This is a genomic window from Priestia endophytica, from assembly GCF_026790145.1.
Lineage (GTDB): Bacteria > Bacillota > Bacilli > Bacillales > Bacillaceae_H > Bacillus_I > Bacillus_I endophytica_A.
This window is the reverse complement of sequence record NZ_JALAMS010000062.1, coordinates 1-17,679: the sequence shown is the minus strand read 5'-3', so window position 1 is coordinate 17,679 and position 17,679 is coordinate 1. Positions and strand designations below refer to the sequence as shown.

Here is a 17,679-nt window from a genome sequence, read left to right as displayed (position 1 = left end):
TGTTATATATGTTTTTATCCTTCCTTACGATTACTGGGATCTACACAGTTATTTTCATAGTAGTTTATAAGGTCATTCAAAGGCGAAGAATCAAGAGGATTTTCCTCATTATTATCATATTCTTATGGTTATTCACTACTTTATTTATTGTAACTTTTTTTAACTTTCAACTACTTTAATTTTCGATGGGCTTACTTTTTTATCTCGAGATCTTTTTTATTATCTTTACAAGAATATGTCTCAAAAACCACGATTTTTGGGATATTTTACAAATAGGTAGTTTTTTCTCTAATTTACCGTTATTTCTGTATCAAAACTCATCTCAAAATCTAGGTATCATAAACGGATGATAAAAGAAGAGTAAATTCTTTAGGCGGAAAGAATTTACTCTTTTTGTTATTCCTAAATAAACTTCATCAAAAAATAACTCCTATTTCAAACGAACTCGTTTATAACGGAATTAAGGGAAGGAATTTCATATTTATATAAAATTATTGACGGTCCCAAAAAATCCTTTGCTCATCGATAGCAAAGGATTTTCTCATTTATACGAATTAGATTTCCATAGTATTTATACACTAACCATCATATGTTGAGTTTTTATAAAAGTACAACAAGGGCATTTGTGATGGGTGTGGTTAGGTTTATGACTATATTGTGGAAAGTCATTACGGTGCCACCTTTTTCGATTCCAGTATATATTTGCTTCGTCCAGCTCCAACTCCTACCACAGCCATTGCGATTACGATAACGACAAGGACGAGTATAGGTGGTGTCCATGAAACTATACTAACTCCACTGTACATAAATGGTAAGCCATACGGATTCGGAAACTTATTATATATGGAAGAATTGTTTACTGATTATGTAGTTAACAGTGGCATGTATGATAAAGAAGAAGTTAAGTTTAAAGTTGTTAAGAGAATAAAGGAGTGAACAGATGAGTAAATATATTAAGAAACCAATACCAATTGAGGCAGAACAATATAAAAAGGGAATGGAAGATGGTTTTATTAAGGTGCACGATGAGGAAAACGGACATCCTGTGAAGCCATACATACAAACGCTAGAAGGTAAGTTAACATTTAATAAAGATGATTACATAGTAACAGGAGTTAAAGGTGAACGTTGGGCAGTTAGAAAGGATATTTTTGAAGAGACGTATGAGTTAATTTCTGAATAAACAATGAAAGGGAGATAATTATATGACAGAACAATATAGACCGAAATACCACTTAACCCCAGAAAAAGAATGGATGAACGACATTCAACGACCAATTTATATTAATGGTGAACATCATTTGTATTACCTCTATAACAAGGACTATTCGTGGGGAGGTAATGGAACAGAATGGGCACATGCAGTATCAGTAGACCTTGTTAATTGGGAGAGGAAACCTGTTGCGATTGAAAAATATAAAGATAGTGCTGGTGATCCATGGACAGGAAGTTGCGTTATAGATGTAGATAATACTGCTGGGTTTGGAAACAATGCCCTTATAGCACTTGTAACTATGCCAAACCCTACATATCAATGTACACACCTTTGGTATAGTGTAGACAATGGAAATAGTTTTACACATTATGGAACTGATCCAGTCATGTATAATCCAACAGGTCAATCAGACTTTCGTGACCCTAAAGTTATTTGGCATGAGCCTACTCAAAGATGGGTTTTATTAATGGCAGAGGGAGATAAAGTTGGGTTTTATACATCTACAAATTTAAAAGAGTGGACATATGTTTCATCATTTATAAGAAAAGATATAGGTACAATTGAATGCCCTGACTTGTTCGAGATCAACGTAGATGACAATCCTAACAATAAAAAATGGGTACTTATGGTTGGCGGAAACGGATTTAATTACGGGCATACAACAGGCTCATGTTACTTTGTGGGAAATTTCGACGGAACATCGTTTATACCTGAGACAGATGTTACGTGGTTAGAGCAGGGAGCAGATTCTTATGCGGGAGTCACTTGGGACGCTCCTTACGCAAATGGGAACTATAGATATTTTAGCTCTTGGATGAGTAACTGGGAATACGTAAGACAAATCCCATGGGATACTTTTATAGGGAATGCCAGCATCGTCAGAGAGCTACGTTTGCAATCTACTTCAACAGGAATGAAATTAATTCAAACTCCTGTGTGGAATTTAAAAGACCACTTTAATGAAATTGTTTCCTTTGAGGGAGTGACAGTTTATAGCAATCAACAGAATATTTTTAAGGATTTTCACGGAATCTCTTATTCTATTGAGTCTAAAATTGATGTGGCAGATTTAACTTTAGGTAAATTTGGTTTAGCGTTTCGAGATGGAAACAATGAACATGTAGATATCATCTATGACAAGACCACTCAAGAATTTATATTTGATCGTAGTCAAAGTGGATTTACTGAATTAGGAGAGGTATTTACAAGGCAACAGAAGATTAAAGTTGAACCGAGAGAAGGAAAGATAAAACTAGATATATTGGTGGACAATAGTACTATTGAGATATTTATAAATGATGGAGAATACGTTTTGAGCAATTTAATTTTCCCTCAACTTAGCTCAGATGGATTGCGTTTGTGGACTGACAATCATGTTCATTTAGAATACTTAAAACTAAAAGTTATGAATACTTCTACAATTTATTAATTGAATCAATTTCATAACTCTCAGTCCTTACGCGCCCAGGGTTTTGAGAACATAAAAGGGGAGTACCTCCCCATATTCTTCATATTCACTTATCCAACGATATAGAGTATTAGGATGGATAGATAATTCTTTCGCAACCTCTTTTACAAATATGTTCTCTTCCAGCACCAACTGAACTGCAGCGATTTTAAATTGACAATCATAGACTTTTCTACTCATAAACGGAATCACCTTTTCCTCTTAATTTAGTGTCCAGTTTATCGTATCATCTCCACATAAGTAAGAAATAAGTCGAGATTTTTTATACAACCAAATATCCTTTTTTATATTCAATATAACTTTTGCTAACAGAACAGGCAATTTAGATCATTGGAAATGATCTCGTTATTTTTTTATTCAAAATAGTTGTTTTCTTGTTTAATTTGATCTATTCGTTTTTTTCCCCATTCATACATCATCTCAACGATAGGTAGCAATGTCATTCCAAGCTCAGTCATTGAATATTCGACTTTTGGAGGAATTTCTGGAAACACTTCTCTATGAACAATTCCATCTTCTATCAGTTCACGTAATTGGTTTGTTAATACCTTATGGGATATTCCTGAGAATAGTCTTTGGAGTTCGCTGAAGCGATGTGGACCTTCTACACCTAAATGCCACAAAATTACCACTTTCCATTTTCCACTAATAATCGATAAGGTAAGTTCTTTTTCACAATGATAATCATGATTTAATATTCTCTCTTTAATTTCTTCTCTCAATGTATTTGACATAGGGAGTTAGCTCCTTTTCTTATAATAGTAACCGTTTGGTAACCTCCGTACAAAAAAGTGCATTCTTCACAATATAGAAAACCATCAGTAGAATGAAATAGTCTTAAATACAAATATTACTCTACTTTAGGGGGCAAACTTTTATGGGTAAAAAAGCGTTATTAATTATACCACCAGAACGATTTAATGAAGATGAATTATTTAAACCTAAAGAAGCATTAGAAAATGCAGGGGTTGAAGTAACCATTGCAAGCACAAAAACAGGTGAAATTACTGGTGACTATCAAGGCAAGACAAACGCTGAAGTAATCTTCTCTGAGGTTTCATCCAGTGATTATGATGCTATTGCTGTCATTGGGGGATCTGGTACAAATGATCATCTATGGGAAAATAAAGAATTACTAAGCTACTTGAAACAAGCTCATAAACAAAATGTTCTTGTAACAGGAATTTGTGCAGGAGCTGTAACTGTAGCTAAAACAAGTTTACTTACTGGTCGAAAAGCAACATGCTACCCAGTTGACGTACAAAAGAACGAATTAAAATCTAATAACGTAGAATATGTTGAAAAACATGTCGTAGCACATGATGATATTATTACAGGCGATGGACCGGATGGTGCGGAAGAATTTGGAAATAATCTGGTTGAAGCCTTAAGTTAGTTCTTAAATTTAAATGTGAAAAACTTGTTTGAATATGAAGCCCTTCGAAATTTATTCCGGACGGCTTCTTTTCATAGTTTGATGTGTTAACGTTTGTATCTTCAGAGAACCATGGTTGCTCTTTTAAAAAAATAGTTTGGAATTTCTTACTCAATTCTATGGCCCGTTTGTTTAACGTTCCACCACTTAAAATTATTAGAAACGTTATCAAAATCATAAAAGAACCTAACTATTAATGACAGTTCTTCAATAATTTCATGTAAATTACATAAAAAAGAAATTCTCTAAAAAGCATGCTTGAGAATCGCTCTTCAACGAAATAAAAAACTATATCGCCTTATATTTTACCCATTCGATTCAAAATTCAGAAGGTCCTAATCTTCAGCAATCATTCCCTATCGAGGAAAACGCATAGGAGTAAGTAGTTCGTATTCATTTGCATTTTTAGACTGTTTCTTCTATTATATTAGTACTTTTTAAATCATTTTCATGTTCTTTAACCAGCTTATAAAAAGTGGTCTTTTTAATATCTAATTCTTCCATAGCCTTTACAGCTGTTATCTCTCCTGTTTTCCAACAATCATATACTTCTTTGAATTCTTCTGTAACTTGAGCTTTCGGTCGTCCAAAAACTGTTCCATTTTTCAAAGCTAAATCAATTCCCTCACGCTGCCTTTTTCAAATTCGTTCCCTTTCTTCCTCTGCTATCCAAGAAAGAATCTGCAAAACAAGATCAGCAATAAAGGTTCCTAAACTATCCTTATACTGAGTGGTATACAACAGTGGCATATCCAAGACCACAATGTCTGCCTCAATCTTTTTTGTAATGGCAGTCCATTCCTGTAAAATTCCTTCCTTATTACGGACAAAGCGATCTAGGGAATGAATATAAAGAATATCACCTTTACGAATCATTCATTTCATCAGTTGATACTGTTCTTGAATGGAATTTTTCCACTTTGCTTATCAATGAAAATATCCCGAGGAGAAATTCCAGCTTCCTCCATGGATTAAAGTTGACAACCTTCATTTTGATCTCGGTTGCTTACTCGTATGTATCTAAATTTTCCATTTTCCATTTTTATACTCATTTTGTGTTTCTTTCCCTATTATTTTGTCAGAAACGTTCGTAAAAGTATATGTTTTCCATAGGACGTTCGTAATTTGATTTTAAACTTAAACGAACAATGAAAATGCTAGATTTCTAATAAAAAAGAAATGTCCGCAAAAGTAAACTTTTATGGACGTTCACTTTGTGAACTGAATGGTTGTATTTACCTTTTGTGGAGTGAAAAGGTAATTAATGGATAGGGGAGTTATGCTCGTTCATAAAAGAGAAAAGTGCCAAATTATTGCTAATTAATTGGTTTGCAATTTTTGACTTCTCTCAATCAATATTTTGGTAAATACTTACAACGAAGTCCGCTGTTGTTATGTTAGCAAATCACTATAAGTATTTACTTGTCTTCTGTTATTTAATCAGTTATACTGATTATATATTTAACTGATTAAATAAGGGGGTGGAAATTAAAATGAATAAATGGAATCAATCTTATGGTTTTTTACTTGGAAAGGCTCTTCAACAAATGGAACACAAATTTGCTGAAGGACTGGTTCCTTTTAACATCAATTCAAGACAATATGGCGTTCTTTTATTTATTGAGGAAAATCCATACTCTTCTCAAAAAGACATATCTGACAACCTACAAATTGATCGAACGACGATGGTCAGTCATATTGATCATTTGGAAACGTTAGGATTTGTGGAGAGAACCAAGAACCCTAATGACCGAAGATCTTATAGTCTTTTAATTACGGAAAAAGGAAAGGAAGTACTAAATTCACGTTGGGAATTTCTAACCGATGTAGAATCAGAAGTTTTAACGCCTTTAAATCAGCAAGAAAGACAATTGCTGAAAGATTTTTTGATTAGAATTTGGAAGTCATTATAAAAAAACAGGAGGTTATACCAAATGAACGCACTGGATTATTTTAATGCACGTCTTCAAGCGACTATAAGCCCCATGGATTACATAAAAGCAAAGGAAATGAATCCGGAACAATACTTTTTAATTGATGTTAGGAATGGCCCTGCTCATGTAAGAAGTGTAACCATTAAGGATGCCCATATCATACCCGAACAAGAATTAGCCAACCGTTTAGGTGAAATCCCAAAAGACAAGGAGATTATCGTGTATTGTTGGGATGTTTGGTGCAATACAGCTGCTAAAGTTGCCAAATCTTTATTGGAACAGGGGTATGACGTAAAAGAGTTAACGGGGGGAATTGCCGCATGGCAGGAAATGAACTTTCCAGTTTCAACGTCAACTCCAGATAATTACCCGTCCAATCATTGTGGATGTTGATGGACATACAAAACAATATAAGGTATTGGATTGGAGTAGCTTCTCACGATCATGTGATGAAGGGAGTTCAAGGCGGTTTTGCTCAACTTTGTCATGGTAAGGAAGCTCCTTTAAAAAAGATGAGGACGGGCGATTGGATCATTTATTATTCTCCAAAGGTACAGCTTAATGAAAGTACTCCGTATCAAAAATTTACGACTATAGGACGTGTGGTTGATGATCATATCTTTCAATTTGATATGGGAAATGGTTTTATACCCTTCCGAAGAAAGATAGATTTTATGGAGTGTACAGAAACATCTATTCATCCTTTAATTTCACAGCTCTCTTTTATTCAAAATAAGAAGTATTGGGGTTATTCGTTTCGATTTGGCCACTTGGAAATAAGTGAAGATGATTTTAAAGTCATCAAAGAAGAAATGACAGAGATGAAAGGAGATTAGACTGTTCTAATCTTCTTTTCGCTTTTTGGGAATCCATGAGTAATCCGGACAAGTTTATAGCTTTATGTACATATACAGTTATATAGTTGTACCCTTGTTAAAGGTACGACAAGGGCGGTTGTGGTAGGTGTGGGGTCGTTTTCCATTTCGAAAGAAAACTTGAAAACAGAATAAAAAGATGTTCTTTTAAGGGGAAAGGAAATAAACTAGCAACAAGGGGATTTGTGGCAAATGTAGAGGTTACTCCCACAACCCTATAGTAGTTGTCACTATAAAAACAGAGAAATATGGGGCCGTATTTTGCATTTATCTTTTCTTTTACAAACAATCCTCCATTGAATATAAAATTGAAGGTCCTTAATGCCTATTATTTCAGCTGAGTTTATATATCCAAATTAAACGAGTTTCTACTATATTAATAGTATAATCATTTGATATATATAATCTAGGAGAGAAGATATGAAAAAACATTGTTGTGACGATATGGAATATCATGCAAACTTTAAGTGTGACATTCATAAAACGCCATTTGAGTGTCCTGATCATCTCATTTTATTTGATGACAAGCATAATGACTATGGATTAATTGTTCATGATGGGGGTTCATCCACTATTGAAATGTATTTTTGTCCATGGTGTGGTAAGAAATTATAAAATTACTATACATAATAAATCTAGTATGGCGTGATATACCTAAATAGAAGAGAGCAAGTTCGTTATCATTAACCGAACTTGCTCTTTTTCACTACCTGGAATACATTTTATGTAAACTAAAATTGAAACCAAAATAATACAGCAACGTATAAGAAAGTTGTAAGGGGAAGAATAGGAGGAGCCATTTATGTACAGCATAGAGCCTAATTTCGGGCTAAGATTAATATCGTTATTAGCTATTATTTTATTATTGTGGTTTTTGTTTAATACCATCATGAGGAAATGGCTAAAAGTGGAGAGAAAGAAACTCTTTTCATATAACCATGTTAATGAGAAACATAAAAAAATGGATTGGACCATTAGAATTATTACGATAGCTAGTATTTTATTAGGATTTATTATAAACATGAGCAGAGATTCGACCGATTGGTTTTGGTTTTTACAATCGTGGGCGGTCTTATTTATTTTTATTGTGGTTTCCGAAACGGTTAGAGCCGTTATGGAGAGAAAGTATGCAAAAAACCCTAATGCTTATAAATTAACCATTAGTGAACTACTATTTGTTCTTATATTGTTCTTTATCTTATTCAAGACTGATTTTTTTGGATTATTATAAATAATAAACAATCAGTATTTATTGAAGTAAAGGGTCCTTTAGGTTAATGTAGCAACGTATAAGGAACTAGTAAGGGAAAGGACGGGAAGGTGCATTTTTGAAAAAGCTATTTTAAAATTCTTTATATATTTTTCAATCTTTTTTATCAGTAATTTAATCAGCGATATACTGTTTAAACCTCATATCAATTTTCTAACAGCCTTTTCAACAGCCTTTGGCGTTTCGTTAGGTATAACTACCATCGAACTCTATATAAATAAAAAATCTAAGGAAGTATAAGAATCCTTAGATTTTTTATTTCCGATAAGATCTATTATGTTAACTAGTTTTACTAATGATACTACGGGATTCTATGCTATGTTTATTGTTCAGAAAAATGATTAAATTATTTAATTGCATAATTGAATAAAGAGACAAGTTAGCTTTATTCAATCATTTTCTATCTATTATCAGATAGCTTTAAATGAGTGATTTCAGAAACTACTTGTTCAGCTGATTGCAGTGCACCTTCAAGGTGCCCTCCAAATTGTGCATTTGTTTCGGTACCAGCAAAAAAGATTTTCTTTTCCCATATTCCTGCTTTTTCGGGTGGACCATAGCTTGGAAAATCTGTAAGTGGATCGGAATCTTCCTCAACAGCTGTTTCTAAGTCTCTAGACCAATCTTTGTAATGGATAGAACTCACATTTTTTGCAGAAGGTCCGAAGAGTCTAACAAGTTGGTCCATAACCAGTTTTAAAATGCTATCCTCCCCTAGTTCCCGACGCATCTTTGCTGGTATTCCAAAGAAACCAAACAGGGCACCGGAGCCAGTTTCAGGAGACGCATCATGAATTTCCTGCAGTGGTCCAATCCAGCTCGTTACGAAACCAGAAAGTCCAGATTCTCTCCAAAACGGACGATCATAAACTGCCACCACCTTAGCTTGTCCTGCCATCCATGTAGGTTTACTAACAAGATCAGTAATAAGGGTTGCAGAGGGAGAGGGAGAAAATTCAATATGGTGTGCTAAGATTCGAGGTGGCAATGCTAAGATAACAGCACTTGCAGAAATTTCTTTTTTCTTCCCATTAGCAAGAACTGCTTCAATCGTAATAGCGCCTTCTTGATCTAGTCGAATGGCCGTAACTCGAGTTTCTAACTCCACTATCCCTGGGGGGAGAGTATTTGCAACAGCATCAATAAGAGATTGAACGCCTCCTTTGAATCGAACCGAATGTCCAACAGAGTTTTCTGGTAGTCTATAACGTTCTGGTGATGTGTTAGGCGATCGCTCTAAAAGCATTTCTCCCTTGGTGTACTGGACAAAAGTTTCTAAACCCAGGTCTTTGACTAGGTTAGCAATAGTCCTCTCGTACTGGGGCCAAAACCATGTCGGTCCAAGATCAAATTTTCCTAAGTCAGGTCTCTTTGAATCAGAAGTGCTCAACACTCTACCACCGATTCTATCTCTAGCCTCTAGAACCTTACAGCTGATACCTTTTGCAGTAAGCAGAGACGCAGCATAAAGACCACTTAAACCAGCTCCAACAATGATTACAGGATGAGTCATGTTCTTTCCTCCTTTCTTAAAAAAATTCTCTAATTCAGTCATTCAAAAAATGGGTGTCTTACTGTCTTTAAAGGTGAAAATTCAGACTGTTACCCAAAGCTTAGTTTTCGTCATAAGCATTAAGCGCATTAACTCCATGAGCCAAAGCAGATCCTGCTTTTAATGCGGTTGCTACCATAATAGCTTCAGCCATTTCTTCTTTTGTAACTTGAGCTTTTTTAGCTGCTTTTACATGAATTTCAATACAATAAGGACAACCGGTAACATGAGCAATCGCAATGGCAATCAACTCTTTCTCCTTCACACTAAGTTTCCCTGCTTTCATTGCGTTTTGATCGAAAGAAATAAAAGAGCTAAAGGTTTCTTTTTGTAGAGAAGAAAACTCGCTTAAACGGTTAATATAATTAGATTTGTACAATTCATCATCATTATTGTTTCCATCATAAGCATTAAGCGCATTAACTCCATGAGCCAAAGCAGATCCTGCTTTTAACGCAGTTGCTACCATAATAGCCTCAGCCATCTCTTCTTTTGTTGCTTCCTGTTTTTTGACTTGATTAACATGAGCTTCAATACAATAAGGGCAACCTGTAACGTGAGCCACGGCTACAGCTATTAATTCTTTTAGTTTAGAAGATAATTTACCTTGAGATAAGGCTTTTTGATCAAAATTGGTAAAGGAACGAAATGCCTCATTCGATAATTTACTAAATTCCCCTAAACGATTAATATATGATTTTTGATATAAGCTATCTTTATTCATTTTATCTACTCTTTTTTACAGTAGTCTGTTTTAATACTTTAACGTATATGGAGTATTCAAAATACGGTTAAAATATCAACTACTTGAATGAAACTCAAACTGACCGATCTATATAATTGTTACTAATATAATTTTTGAAGATTCATTAATAAGAATCATATCAGTAAGAAAGGGCGTACATTTTATGAATTACATTGGTGAAAAATGCCTCATAAAATGCTTTCTTAAGTAGGAACCGCAATAAAGTATGATTTCTTTACTTTTTCCATTCTTACTGACATTATAAAGGGATATTTTTGTGCCTATAAAAGTAGCTCTTTATATTACTACAAACGGAATTTATATATTAATGTTTTAGTTCCAGATACTTTTCCCATTCGTGAATACTTTCTGCCATACGGTAAGCCTTAAGTCCTTTGTCTTTCATTTTTTGTGCAGCAATAGCTGAAAAAGCACAAAATTGACCTCTACAATAAGCTACAATTTCTTTATCCTTCGGTAGTTCTTGAAGATATGAATCTAATTTTTCCATAGGTAAAGAGACTGAACCCTCTATATGTCCAGCTTCATACTCATCTGAGGGACGTAAGTCTATAAGGATCGTATTTCCTTCATTTAGTTTTTCATAAACTTCATCCATCGTAAGTGTATATAAACCTTCCAAGTCACCTAAGAAATCTTCTTTAATCCGACTGATATCTGAAAGTTGTTTTTCACCAATATGCCATAAGGAAAACAAGAAATCAGCAATAGCTGGATCTGCCAATGAATAGATAGCATAGGTTCCCTTTTTAGTAAACTTAACTAATCTTGAGTCATTCAGAATTTGAAGATGACGTGAAACGTTTGCCACACTCATCCCCGTATCCTTAGCTAATTTTTCCACTGGTTTTGGACCATGAACTAATAAATTTAATATTTCAAGACGTTTGTCACTGGACAAACATTTTCCAACTCTTGATAGCTGTTTATACATTTCATCTTTATAATCTTTTGCAGAAGAAATGAGCTCTTCCATAATTAATCATCCTTTATTATTCAATTGATTACATTGTTGATGATACTATAGTTGAAATAAAAATAACAAGATAATGATTGTATTAGCTCATACTTAATCTACAAGAGAAAATTAAATGTGAATTAAAAAGATGATTGTATGATTTATTTTTCTATTGCAGGTTAGCTATAATTTCAAGAAGTTTAACGAACAATGTCATCAATTACAATGCATAGATTTTTTAATATTACTATGTCTAAATTATTATGGTTCGATACAAAGTTAATTATTACGATGTGAAAATCAACCAAAAGATATTACTACTTTTTATTAATTTAATACGGCGTTCATATGTTCAGTGGTGACTGCCCAGTGTGATGCCGTCCAATATTTAGATTTATCTTTCACAAAAATAATTTGTGGAGATTCATGTTTCACATTAACATCCTCAGCTATCTTGTTAGAAACTGCGCGTGATTCAATTACTTTCACAAGAGTGTAATCTAAATCATGATTTGGTGTATTCTTTAAATAATCATTGTATTCTTGTAAAGCATTAGCACTTACGGGACAAGTAGTACTGTGCTTTAAAATGACCTGTCCTCGTTTAATAGAATTTTCTAAGATGGAATCCCATTCTTCTAATGTCTTTATTTCCTTCCACTCCATTCGGTCTCCCTCCTTACAAGAATTGCAAATATTCTCTAGTATTATAAAGAATTCACTACATATAGAGGGGGGAAGTTTCCCACTTTTTATTTTTATCTTAAGCGAGCTGTAATTCCACCATCAAGTGGCATAATAATACCTGTAATCCATGATGATGAATCATCGGCAAGGAATAAGACAGCATTCGCTACATCCTCTGGAGTACCATTGCGTCCAATTGGATGAAACTCATTAAATGTTGGTAACACTTCTGCTACTTCTTCTTCTGACATAAAAGTGTTGTAGATTGGCGTTTCAACAACTGCAGGTGCTACGGCATTTACTCGAATGCCATCGCCAGCGAATTCTACAGCTAAATTTCTTGTTAAAGCATGTCTTCCTGCCATTGCAGCTGAATAAGCTGATGAAGGAGTTGCTTCAACTGCTTGAATAGCCCACATTGAACCCGTATTTACAATCGCTCCTCCTCCACGTTTTTTCATTTCTGGTATAACGGCTTGAGAAGGGTAGAATGTTCCTTTTACAATTGTATCTAAATAAGATTGTACATCATCTTCTGTATGTTCAAGAAACGGTGTTGGATTAAATTTACCTGTATTATTAACTAATACGTCCACACCTCCAAACATTTCTACTGCTGTTTTAACTAGATTCTCTGAAGTTTCTTTTTTACTAATGTCCCCAACTACATATAAAACCTTTTTGCCACTTGGATCAATCTCTAAAGCTGTTTCCTTTAACACATTTTCTCGACGGCCATTAATAATTACATTTGCTCCTTCTTCAAAAAATCTTTTTGCAGTTGCTTTACCAATTCCAGTACCTCCACCAGTTACGATGACCGTTTTATTTTCAAATTTCATTATCATTCATCTCCATTTGTATTATTTAGTTCAGTTATTTCATCAATCACTAATTGAAAATCCTTTTAAGTGCATTTTTACCTATAGACATATCATTTACAGTAGTTGATTGCATCATCCTAATTCATCTATAGGATTTAAATATATTAAAATTGCACTATCTACTAATAGGTACATAATGATTTAAAAAATTTACCGGTAATTCATGATTTGCAAATCATTATTCAATTGAATAGTTGAATAATAGCATCGGATTTTTATTTCGTCAACTAAGTTTTTACTTACTACATCATTTCTTTATGGCGAGTAGTATTCATGCGAGCTATTCTTACAGTAATTTAACCGATAATATTTTTTCCTCTGTCATAAATTTATTACATGTGAGATAGGTATCTAAGGGATATACTCAAATTTTACATTTTGGGTGGCGCGGATAAAAGAACGCGTGATATCAAGTGTTTATATAACCATCCTGTACTATTTTTATTAGAATGTTTCTGAATTAGACTCGCCAATATTTTTCTTATCGTTCATTGAATAGAGAGGAAATTATATTAAGAATCAAATTATTAATTCAGCCATTTATATAAAGGCTTTAGCGTTGACAAAAAAGTATATTCAGGTTTAGCATTAATTATTCAATTGATTAATTTAATAATATAATAGGAGGGTAATTCGATATGTTAAATGAATGGGATTGAAGGGATTTAATTAGTTCGACAGAATAGAGATAGGTGTATATAACTGGAAACAGTTGACTAACAACTAAAATATAAGTAGGTGTTTAATATGACAAGGCATACAAATGATTTAATTCAAGGTTATATAGACTCTCCAGAAGAGAGGAAAAGGTTATATAAACGTACATTATTTATCGTTGGCCTTTCACAAATCTTTGGAGGAGCTGGTCTTGCTGCCGGGATAACTGTAGGAGCAATCCTTGCTCAACAAATGCTTGGTACAGATGCAGTTTCAGGATTACCAACTGCTATGTTTACTCTAGGTTCAGCAGGGGCTGCTTTAGCAGTTGGAAGGCTTTCACAACGATATGGACGTCGCTTTGGTCTAGCGACAGGTTTTATAGTAGGTGGAATTGGGGCAATTGGAGTTATTTTTGCAGCCATTATAAATAGTATTTTTCTCTTATTTGCTTCTCTTCTTATTTATGGAGCAGGAACAGCAACTAATCTACAAGCTCGTTACGCCGGTACAGACTTAGCAAATAAAAAACAACGAGCGACTGCGGTTAGTATGGCCATGGTTTTCACTACGTTTGGGGCAGTTGCAGGTCCAAATTTAGTTAATGTGATGGGGGATTTCGCGCTTTCTATTGGTGTTCCGGCACTTGCAGGACCTTTCATTTTAGCAGCAGCTGCCTATATATTAGCTGGTCTTGTATTTTATATTATGCTTCGACCAGATCCATTACTGATAGCAAGAGCCATAGAAGCGAATAAACAAGAACGTGACAATCAAAAGAATTTAACGAATGCTGAGAAATCAACTAACAAAAAAGGAGTGGCTGTTGGGGCCACAGTTATGATCCTCACTCAAATTGTAATGGTTGCGATCATGACCATGACACCTGTACATATGAAGCATCATGGGCATGGTTTAGGTGAAGTAGGCATCGTAATTGGGTTTCATATCGGTTCTATGTATCTTCCTTCCTTATTTACAGGAATCTTAATTGATAAAATTGGGCGAACAGCGATGACGATTGCTTCAGGAGTTACCCTGCTTTTAGCTGGTTTAGTAGCAGCTATGGCACCGAGTGATTCGATGGTTCTCTTAGTTGTGGCTCTTTCTTTACTTGGATTGGGTTGGAACTTAGGGTTGATTAGTGGAACGGCTCAAATTGTGGATGAGACAGAACCGTCAACACGTGCGAAAACCCAAGGTACTATAGATGTTTTGATTGCTTTAGCAGGCGCTTCAGGTGGAGCTTTATCTGGAATGGTAGTTGCTCATTCAAGTTATGCCATTTTATCGTTAAGTGGAGGTATTTTATCTTTACTATTAATTCCTGTTATTATATGGGCTCGTGGGAGGAAAGAGGAACATAAAATTAAAATTGATCAAGGACTTTAATACGAAATGATTTATGTAGTTCTCCTTTCATTAAGTTAATAAAAGACAAAAAGGACTTTCGATGGAAAGTTCTTTTTTATTACCCTAGATAGGGTTCTATTTACGAATGCGTCCATAAAAGTACACTTTTACGGATGGGTTTTACAAACAGCTATTTATACGGAGTGTTTATATTAACATGAGAACTCAAATCAATATCCTGACTGTCCATACATAATAAGAAGCTTTGCGGAATTTTCCGCAAAGCTTCTATTGTGGATTTAAAACAAAGTTTGATAATTTGTAAAAAAGTTTGATCAAAATCATGTAGTGAAATTTTCTTTTCTTGTTAAGCTAACGGAGACAATTTGGTTAAAAAAGGGGTTTTATAAAATAAAACAGAATAAGTATATAGTTTTCTTTTTCGGATTTATCATTTTTAGGTATCAATTTTTAAGTGGGAGGATTAAAGATGGCGCATTCAATCATTAAACTGTACGATTACCACAAATGGGCAAATTCACTTATTCTAAACCGATTAAAAGAACTTCCAGAGGAAATTTACCATCAGGAAATTCAAAGCGTTTTCCCTTCGATTTCGAAGGTAGTTAGCCACCTTTGCGCTGGTGATCAAATAGGGCTTGATGTATTTGCAGGCGCGCCTTTTGATGAGGCTATGAAGTTATACGAGCAACGATTTAAAGAAGTTGAAGGAAAGAAATTAGTGGATGTAGAGCCGTTATTCGATGACCTCTACGCTCGGTTTGACGACTTTTTAAAGGAAAAACGGGACTTTGATAAAAGCTTTCCGTTTAATAACCCATGGATTGGGGATATGGAGATGAGTATAGCAGAAATGATTCAGCATATTGTCAATCACGGAACGTACCACCGCGGTAATATAACAGCAATGCTTCATCAACTAGGCTACACTTCAGTAAACATGGACTATCCTCGTTTTTTGTATCAGTGGAAGGAAAAAATTCAATCACATTAAATTTATTAACTTAACCATTGTACAAATGTCATTTTATATTTCTATACTTAAAAGGGGATTATTGTAGTTAAATTTCTAAGTATTTTCTTTAACGGGTGCGAATGTTCAACAAAACGTACCCTAAAAAGATCAAACTTTTTTATAAAAATCCATCTGTAATCAAAACTGTAGAATCCATTTTGATCGATCTTTTTTCAAAATGGATTCTTTAAATTTGACGTAAAACACAGGTTCACTCGCTATTTTTGATAAAACTTTATTTCAAAGCTGCATCTATGATTTAATACGTTATCATAATAATTTCTTTATTTCTTCCACACTTAAATCTGTAAATTTTGCGATATCATCTAATGGCATACCATTTTTATGCATACCACGAATTAATTGAATTTTCCCTTCTTCACGAGCGTGAGCCAACTTAGCTTGTTCATCAAGTAATAGTTTTTCACGAGCTTCATATGCAATTCGGAAAGAAGAGTCGTGACTCATATTTTCCCATTTATCCATCGCTTTTTGTAAAATTGGATCTTGATTCATTGCAATCTCCTCCAATGTTTGTGTTAAATGTTCATCTTCGTGAGCCGGTAATAATAGCATCCAACGAACAAATGCATTTTCCCAAGGGTTTACCTTTTCTTCCCGCCACTGTTTCATCAGTTTTGGGATTTCAACAAAGTGTATTTCAATATCATCACTTAAAACACGTTTTTTTTGTGTGTTCCATAGCTGACCTGTAGTATGAAACTCTTCGTCTGAAGAAAACAGAATAAAATCCAATAAGTTAATAGTAATCGTTTTTCGTAAGGAACGATAAGGCATCCCTTCTTGCATTTGTGAAGTGTATAATTTACTCCAGTAATATAAAGAACGTTTAATCATATCATGTGTATTACGAAGTTGTATTTCTACATTTACTTGTGTCCCATTATTAAGTGTTGCTAATAAATCTAAAATCGATAACTTATCATCCTCGTAAGCCTTATGAAGGTGGGGATCTTCTAATTGAAGAGATGTAATAGATGCATCTAATGATTTTTCTAAAATAGCATTTAGAAAGCCAGTTAATATATCTTCGCTTCCTTTAGTACCGAATAATTGTTTAAAAGCAAAATCAATTCGTAAATTTACTAATTTCGTGGACATGGATTTCTCTCCCTGTCTGTGTTATTTCTTAATCTTATTTTATAAGATAGCTTGCCGTAGATGCAAATATCTTAAGTTTTTTTAACAAAACTAAGAAGACGATTTACATAGAAAAAGTAATGGACCTTTAAGGGTACTGGTACAAAATTCAAATTTTGTAAAAATATGATTTGAGATAAAAGATTAATACCGAACATTCTTCTGCCTTCCTATGCCTTTTCAGACTAACAGCTTTCGCTTTTTCCATACCCTATACCCTCTGTCACATCGTTTGACTTTGAGTAATACTCAATAAAAAGGCACAAATTCATTGTTAATTAACAGGCTTGTTCTTTTTTCTAATAAGGTACTTGCTATACAATGAAAGAACCATTACTAAATTTGAATAACGGTCTTTTTATTTAATTCATGTCCGTAAGAGCATACTTTTACGTACGTTTGTTGCTTTAGAATAAAGTTTGATAGG

At 34.0% G+C, this 17,679-nt stretch carries 19 protein-coding genes and 1 pseudogene; 11 read left to right on the top strand and 9 right to left on the bottom strand.

What is annotated here, in order from left to right:
* Positions 1–657 precede the first annotated feature (657 nt).
* The 3 genes from MOC86_RS26100 to MOC86_RS26090 are packed head-to-tail and all read left to right on the top strand — an operon-like array spanning position 658 to position 2,645.
* The gene (locus MOC86_RS26100) at positions 658–936 is read left to right on the top strand and encodes a hypothetical protein (RefSeq protein ID WP_268586815.1); all 279 of its coding nucleotides are present in this window, start codon (positions 658–660) and stop codon (positions 934–936) included.
* Positions 937–940: 4 nt separating this feature from the next.
* Positions 941–1,183 (top strand): hypothetical protein, encoded by a 243-nt coding sequence (locus tag MOC86_RS26095; RefSeq protein WP_268586814.1) that lies wholly within the window; start codon positions 941–943, stop codon positions 1,181–1,183.
* Between the two features lie 22 nt (positions 1,184–1,205).
* On the top strand, positions 1,206–2,645 hold the full coding sequence (locus MOC86_RS26090; RefSeq protein WP_268586813.1) for a glycoside hydrolase family 32 protein: 1,440 nt from the start codon (positions 1,206–1,208) through the stop codon (positions 2,643–2,645).
* 27 nt (positions 2,646–2,672) lie between these two features.
* Here the strand turns inward: MOC86_RS26090 and MOC86_RS26085 are convergent, their stop codons facing one another.
* Positions 2,673–2,864 carry a transposase gene (locus MOC86_RS26085; RefSeq protein WP_268586812.1) on the bottom strand — a complete coding sequence of 64 codons (192 nt, stop codon included), beginning with the start codon at positions 2,862–2,864 and terminating at the stop codon, positions 2,673–2,675.
* Between the two features lie 173 nt (positions 2,865–3,037).
* A complete protein-coding gene (locus tag MOC86_RS26080) occupies positions 3,038–3,418 on the bottom strand; it encodes a winged helix-turn-helix transcriptional regulator (RefSeq protein ID WP_268586811.1) in 381 nt (126 codons plus the stop codon).
* Positions 3,419–3,561: 143 nt separating this feature from the next.
* Between MOC86_RS26080 and MOC86_RS26075 the strand changes: the two genes are divergently transcribed.
* Positions 3,562–4,080: a DJ-1/PfpI family protein gene (locus MOC86_RS26075; protein WP_268586810.1), complete on the top strand. Its 519-nt coding sequence runs from the start codon at positions 3,562–3,564 to the stop codon at positions 4,078–4,080.
* A 444-nt stretch (positions 4,081–4,524) separates the two neighbouring features.
* Here MOC86_RS26075 and MOC86_RS26070 read toward each other — a convergent pair.
* Positions 4,525–5,159: pseudogene (locus tag MOC86_RS26070) on the bottom strand (recombinase family protein).
* 453 nt (positions 5,160–5,612) lie between these two features.
* Here MOC86_RS26070 and MOC86_RS26065 point away from each other — a divergent pair.
* The 5 genes from MOC86_RS26065 (at position 5,613) to MOC86_RS26045 (ending at position 8,159) form a co-directional block, all read left to right on the top strand.
* Positions 5,613–6,032, top strand: a complete 420-nt coding sequence (locus MOC86_RS26065; protein ID WP_268586809.1) for a MarR family winged helix-turn-helix transcriptional regulator — start codon at positions 5,613–5,615, stop codon at positions 6,030–6,032.
* 21 nt (positions 6,033–6,053) lie between these two features.
* Positions 6,054–6,446, top strand: a complete 393-nt coding sequence (locus MOC86_RS26060) for a rhodanese-like domain-containing protein (protein ID WP_268586808.1) — start codon at positions 6,054–6,056, stop codon at positions 6,444–6,446.
* Positions 6,446–6,889, top strand: a complete 444-nt coding sequence (locus tag MOC86_RS26055; RefSeq protein ID WP_268586807.1) for an EVE domain-containing protein — start codon at positions 6,446–6,448, stop codon at positions 6,887–6,889. Before MOC86_RS26060 ends, MOC86_RS26055 begins: the two co-directional genes overlap by 1 nt.
* A gap of 459 nt (positions 6,890–7,348) precedes the next feature.
* Positions 7,349–7,543 (top strand): DUF6980 family protein, encoded by a 195-nt coding sequence (locus MOC86_RS26050; RefSeq protein ID WP_268586806.1) that lies wholly within the window; start codon positions 7,349–7,351, stop codon positions 7,541–7,543.
* Positions 7,544–7,730: 187 nt separating this feature from the next.
* The gene (locus tag MOC86_RS26045; RefSeq protein WP_268586805.1) at positions 7,731–8,159 is read left to right on the top strand and encodes a DUF4181 domain-containing protein; all 429 of its coding nucleotides are present in this window, start codon (positions 7,731–7,733) and stop codon (positions 8,157–8,159) included.
* Between the two features lie 439 nt (positions 8,160–8,598).
* Here the strand turns inward: MOC86_RS26045 and MOC86_RS26040 are convergent, their stop codons facing one another.
* The 5 genes from MOC86_RS26040 to MOC86_RS26020 all read right to left on the bottom strand — a co-directional run bounded on the left by MOC86_RS26040 (position 8,599) and on the right by MOC86_RS26020 (position 13,003).
* Positions 8,599–9,711, bottom strand: coding sequence for a flavin monoamine oxidase family protein (locus MOC86_RS26040; RefSeq protein WP_268586804.1), 1,113 nt, complete (start codon positions 9,709–9,711; stop codon positions 8,599–8,601).
* 100 nt (positions 9,712–9,811) lie between these two features.
* Positions 9,812–10,474, bottom strand: a complete 663-nt coding sequence (locus tag MOC86_RS26035) for a carboxymuconolactone decarboxylase family protein (RefSeq protein ID WP_268586803.1) — start codon at positions 10,472–10,474, stop codon at positions 9,812–9,814.
* A 346-nt stretch (positions 10,475–10,820) separates the two neighbouring features.
* Complete coding sequence (locus MOC86_RS26030) at positions 10,821–11,492, bottom strand: ArsR/SmtB family transcription factor (protein ID WP_268586802.1); 672 nt, start codon at positions 11,490–11,492, stop codon at positions 10,821–10,823.
* A 309-nt stretch (positions 11,493–11,801) separates the two neighbouring features.
* Positions 11,802–12,140: a bacillithiol system redox-active protein YtxJ gene (gene ytxJ / locus MOC86_RS26025; protein ID WP_268586801.1), complete on the bottom strand. Its 339-nt coding sequence runs from the start codon at positions 12,138–12,140 to the stop codon at positions 11,802–11,804.
* Between the two features lie 92 nt (positions 12,141–12,232).
* Positions 12,233–13,003 carry an SDR family NAD(P)-dependent oxidoreductase gene (locus MOC86_RS26020; RefSeq protein ID WP_268586800.1) on the bottom strand — a complete coding sequence of 257 codons (771 nt, stop codon included), beginning with the start codon at positions 13,001–13,003 and terminating at the stop codon, positions 12,233–12,235.
* A 789-nt stretch (positions 13,004–13,792) separates the two neighbouring features.
* Here MOC86_RS26020 and MOC86_RS26015 point away from each other — a divergent pair.
* Positions 13,793–15,094, top strand: coding sequence for an MFS transporter (locus MOC86_RS26015; RefSeq protein ID WP_268586799.1), 1,302 nt, complete (start codon positions 13,793–13,795; stop codon positions 15,092–15,094).
* A gap of 451 nt (positions 15,095–15,545) precedes the next feature.
* Positions 15,546–16,070 carry a DinB family protein gene (locus MOC86_RS26010; RefSeq protein WP_268586798.1) on the top strand — a complete coding sequence of 175 codons (525 nt, stop codon included), beginning with the start codon at positions 15,546–15,548 and terminating at the stop codon, positions 16,068–16,070.
* A gap of 291 nt (positions 16,071–16,361) precedes the next feature.
* Here the strand turns inward: MOC86_RS26010 and MOC86_RS26005 are convergent, their stop codons facing one another.
* Positions 16,362–17,213 (bottom strand): Rpn family recombination-promoting nuclease/putative transposase, encoded by an 852-nt coding sequence (locus MOC86_RS26005; RefSeq protein ID WP_268586797.1) that lies wholly within the window; start codon positions 17,211–17,213, stop codon positions 16,362–16,364.
* Between the last annotated feature and the right edge of the window lie 466 nt (positions 17,214–17,679).

Coding starts and splice junctions, on each gene's coding strand:
- MOC86_RS26065 (WP_268586809.1), top strand. CDS start 5,613: ATGAATAAATGGAATCAATCTTATGGTTTTTTACTTGGAAAGGCTCTT.
- MOC86_RS26050 (WP_268586806.1), top strand. CDS start 7,349: ATGAAAAAACATTGTTGTGACGATATGGAATATCATGCAAACTTTAAG.
- MOC86_RS26090 (WP_268586813.1), top strand. CDS start 1,206: ATGACAGAACAATATAGACCGAAATACCACTTAACCCCAGAAAAAGAA.
- MOC86_RS26010 (WP_268586798.1), top strand. CDS start 15,546: ATGGCGCATTCAATCATTAAACTGTACGATTACCACAAATGGGCAAAT.
- MOC86_RS26015 (WP_268586799.1), top strand. CDS start 13,793: ATGACAAGGCATACAAATGATTTAATTCAAGGTTATATAGACTCTCCA.
- ytxJ (WP_268586801.1), bottom strand. CDS start 12,140: ATGGAGTGGAAGGAAATAAAGACATTAGAAGAATGGGATTCCATCTTA.
- MOC86_RS26030 (WP_268586802.1), bottom strand. CDS start 11,492: ATGGAAGAGCTCATTTCTTCTGCAAAAGATTATAAAGATGAAATGTAT.
- MOC86_RS26035 (WP_268586803.1), bottom strand. CDS start 10,474: ATGAATAAAGATAGCTTATATCAAAAATCATATATTAATCGTTTAGGG.
- MOC86_RS26060 (WP_268586808.1), top strand. CDS start 6,054: ATGAACGCACTGGATTATTTTAATGCACGTCTTCAAGCGACTATAAGC.
- MOC86_RS26040 (WP_268586804.1), bottom strand. CDS start 9,711: ATGACTCATCCTGTAATCATTGTTGGAGCTGGTTTAAGTGGTCTTTAT.
- MOC86_RS26075 (WP_268586810.1), top strand. CDS start 3,562: ATGGGTAAAAAAGCGTTATTAATTATACCACCAGAACGATTTAATGAA.
- MOC86_RS26055 (WP_268586807.1), top strand. CDS start 6,446: ATGGACATACAAAACAATATAAGGTATTGGATTGGAGTAGCTTCTCAC.
- MOC86_RS26020 (WP_268586800.1), bottom strand. CDS start 13,003: ATGAAATTTGAAAATAAAACGGTCATCGTAACTGGTGGAGGTACTGGA.
- MOC86_RS26085 (WP_268586812.1), bottom strand. CDS start 2,864: ATGAGTAGAAAAGTCTATGATTGTCAATTTAAAATCGCTGCAGTTCAG.
- MOC86_RS26095 (WP_268586814.1), top strand. CDS start 941: ATGAGTAAATATATTAAGAAACCAATACCAATTGAGGCAGAACAATAT.
- MOC86_RS26045 (WP_268586805.1), top strand. CDS start 7,731: ATGTACAGCATAGAGCCTAATTTCGGGCTAAGATTAATATCGTTATTA.
- MOC86_RS26080 (WP_268586811.1), bottom strand. CDS start 3,418: ATGTCAAATACATTGAGAGAAGAAATTAAAGAGAGAATATTAAATCAT.
- MOC86_RS26005 (WP_268586797.1), bottom strand. CDS start 17,213: ATGTCCACGAAATTAGTAAATTTACGAATTGATTTTGCTTTTAAACAA.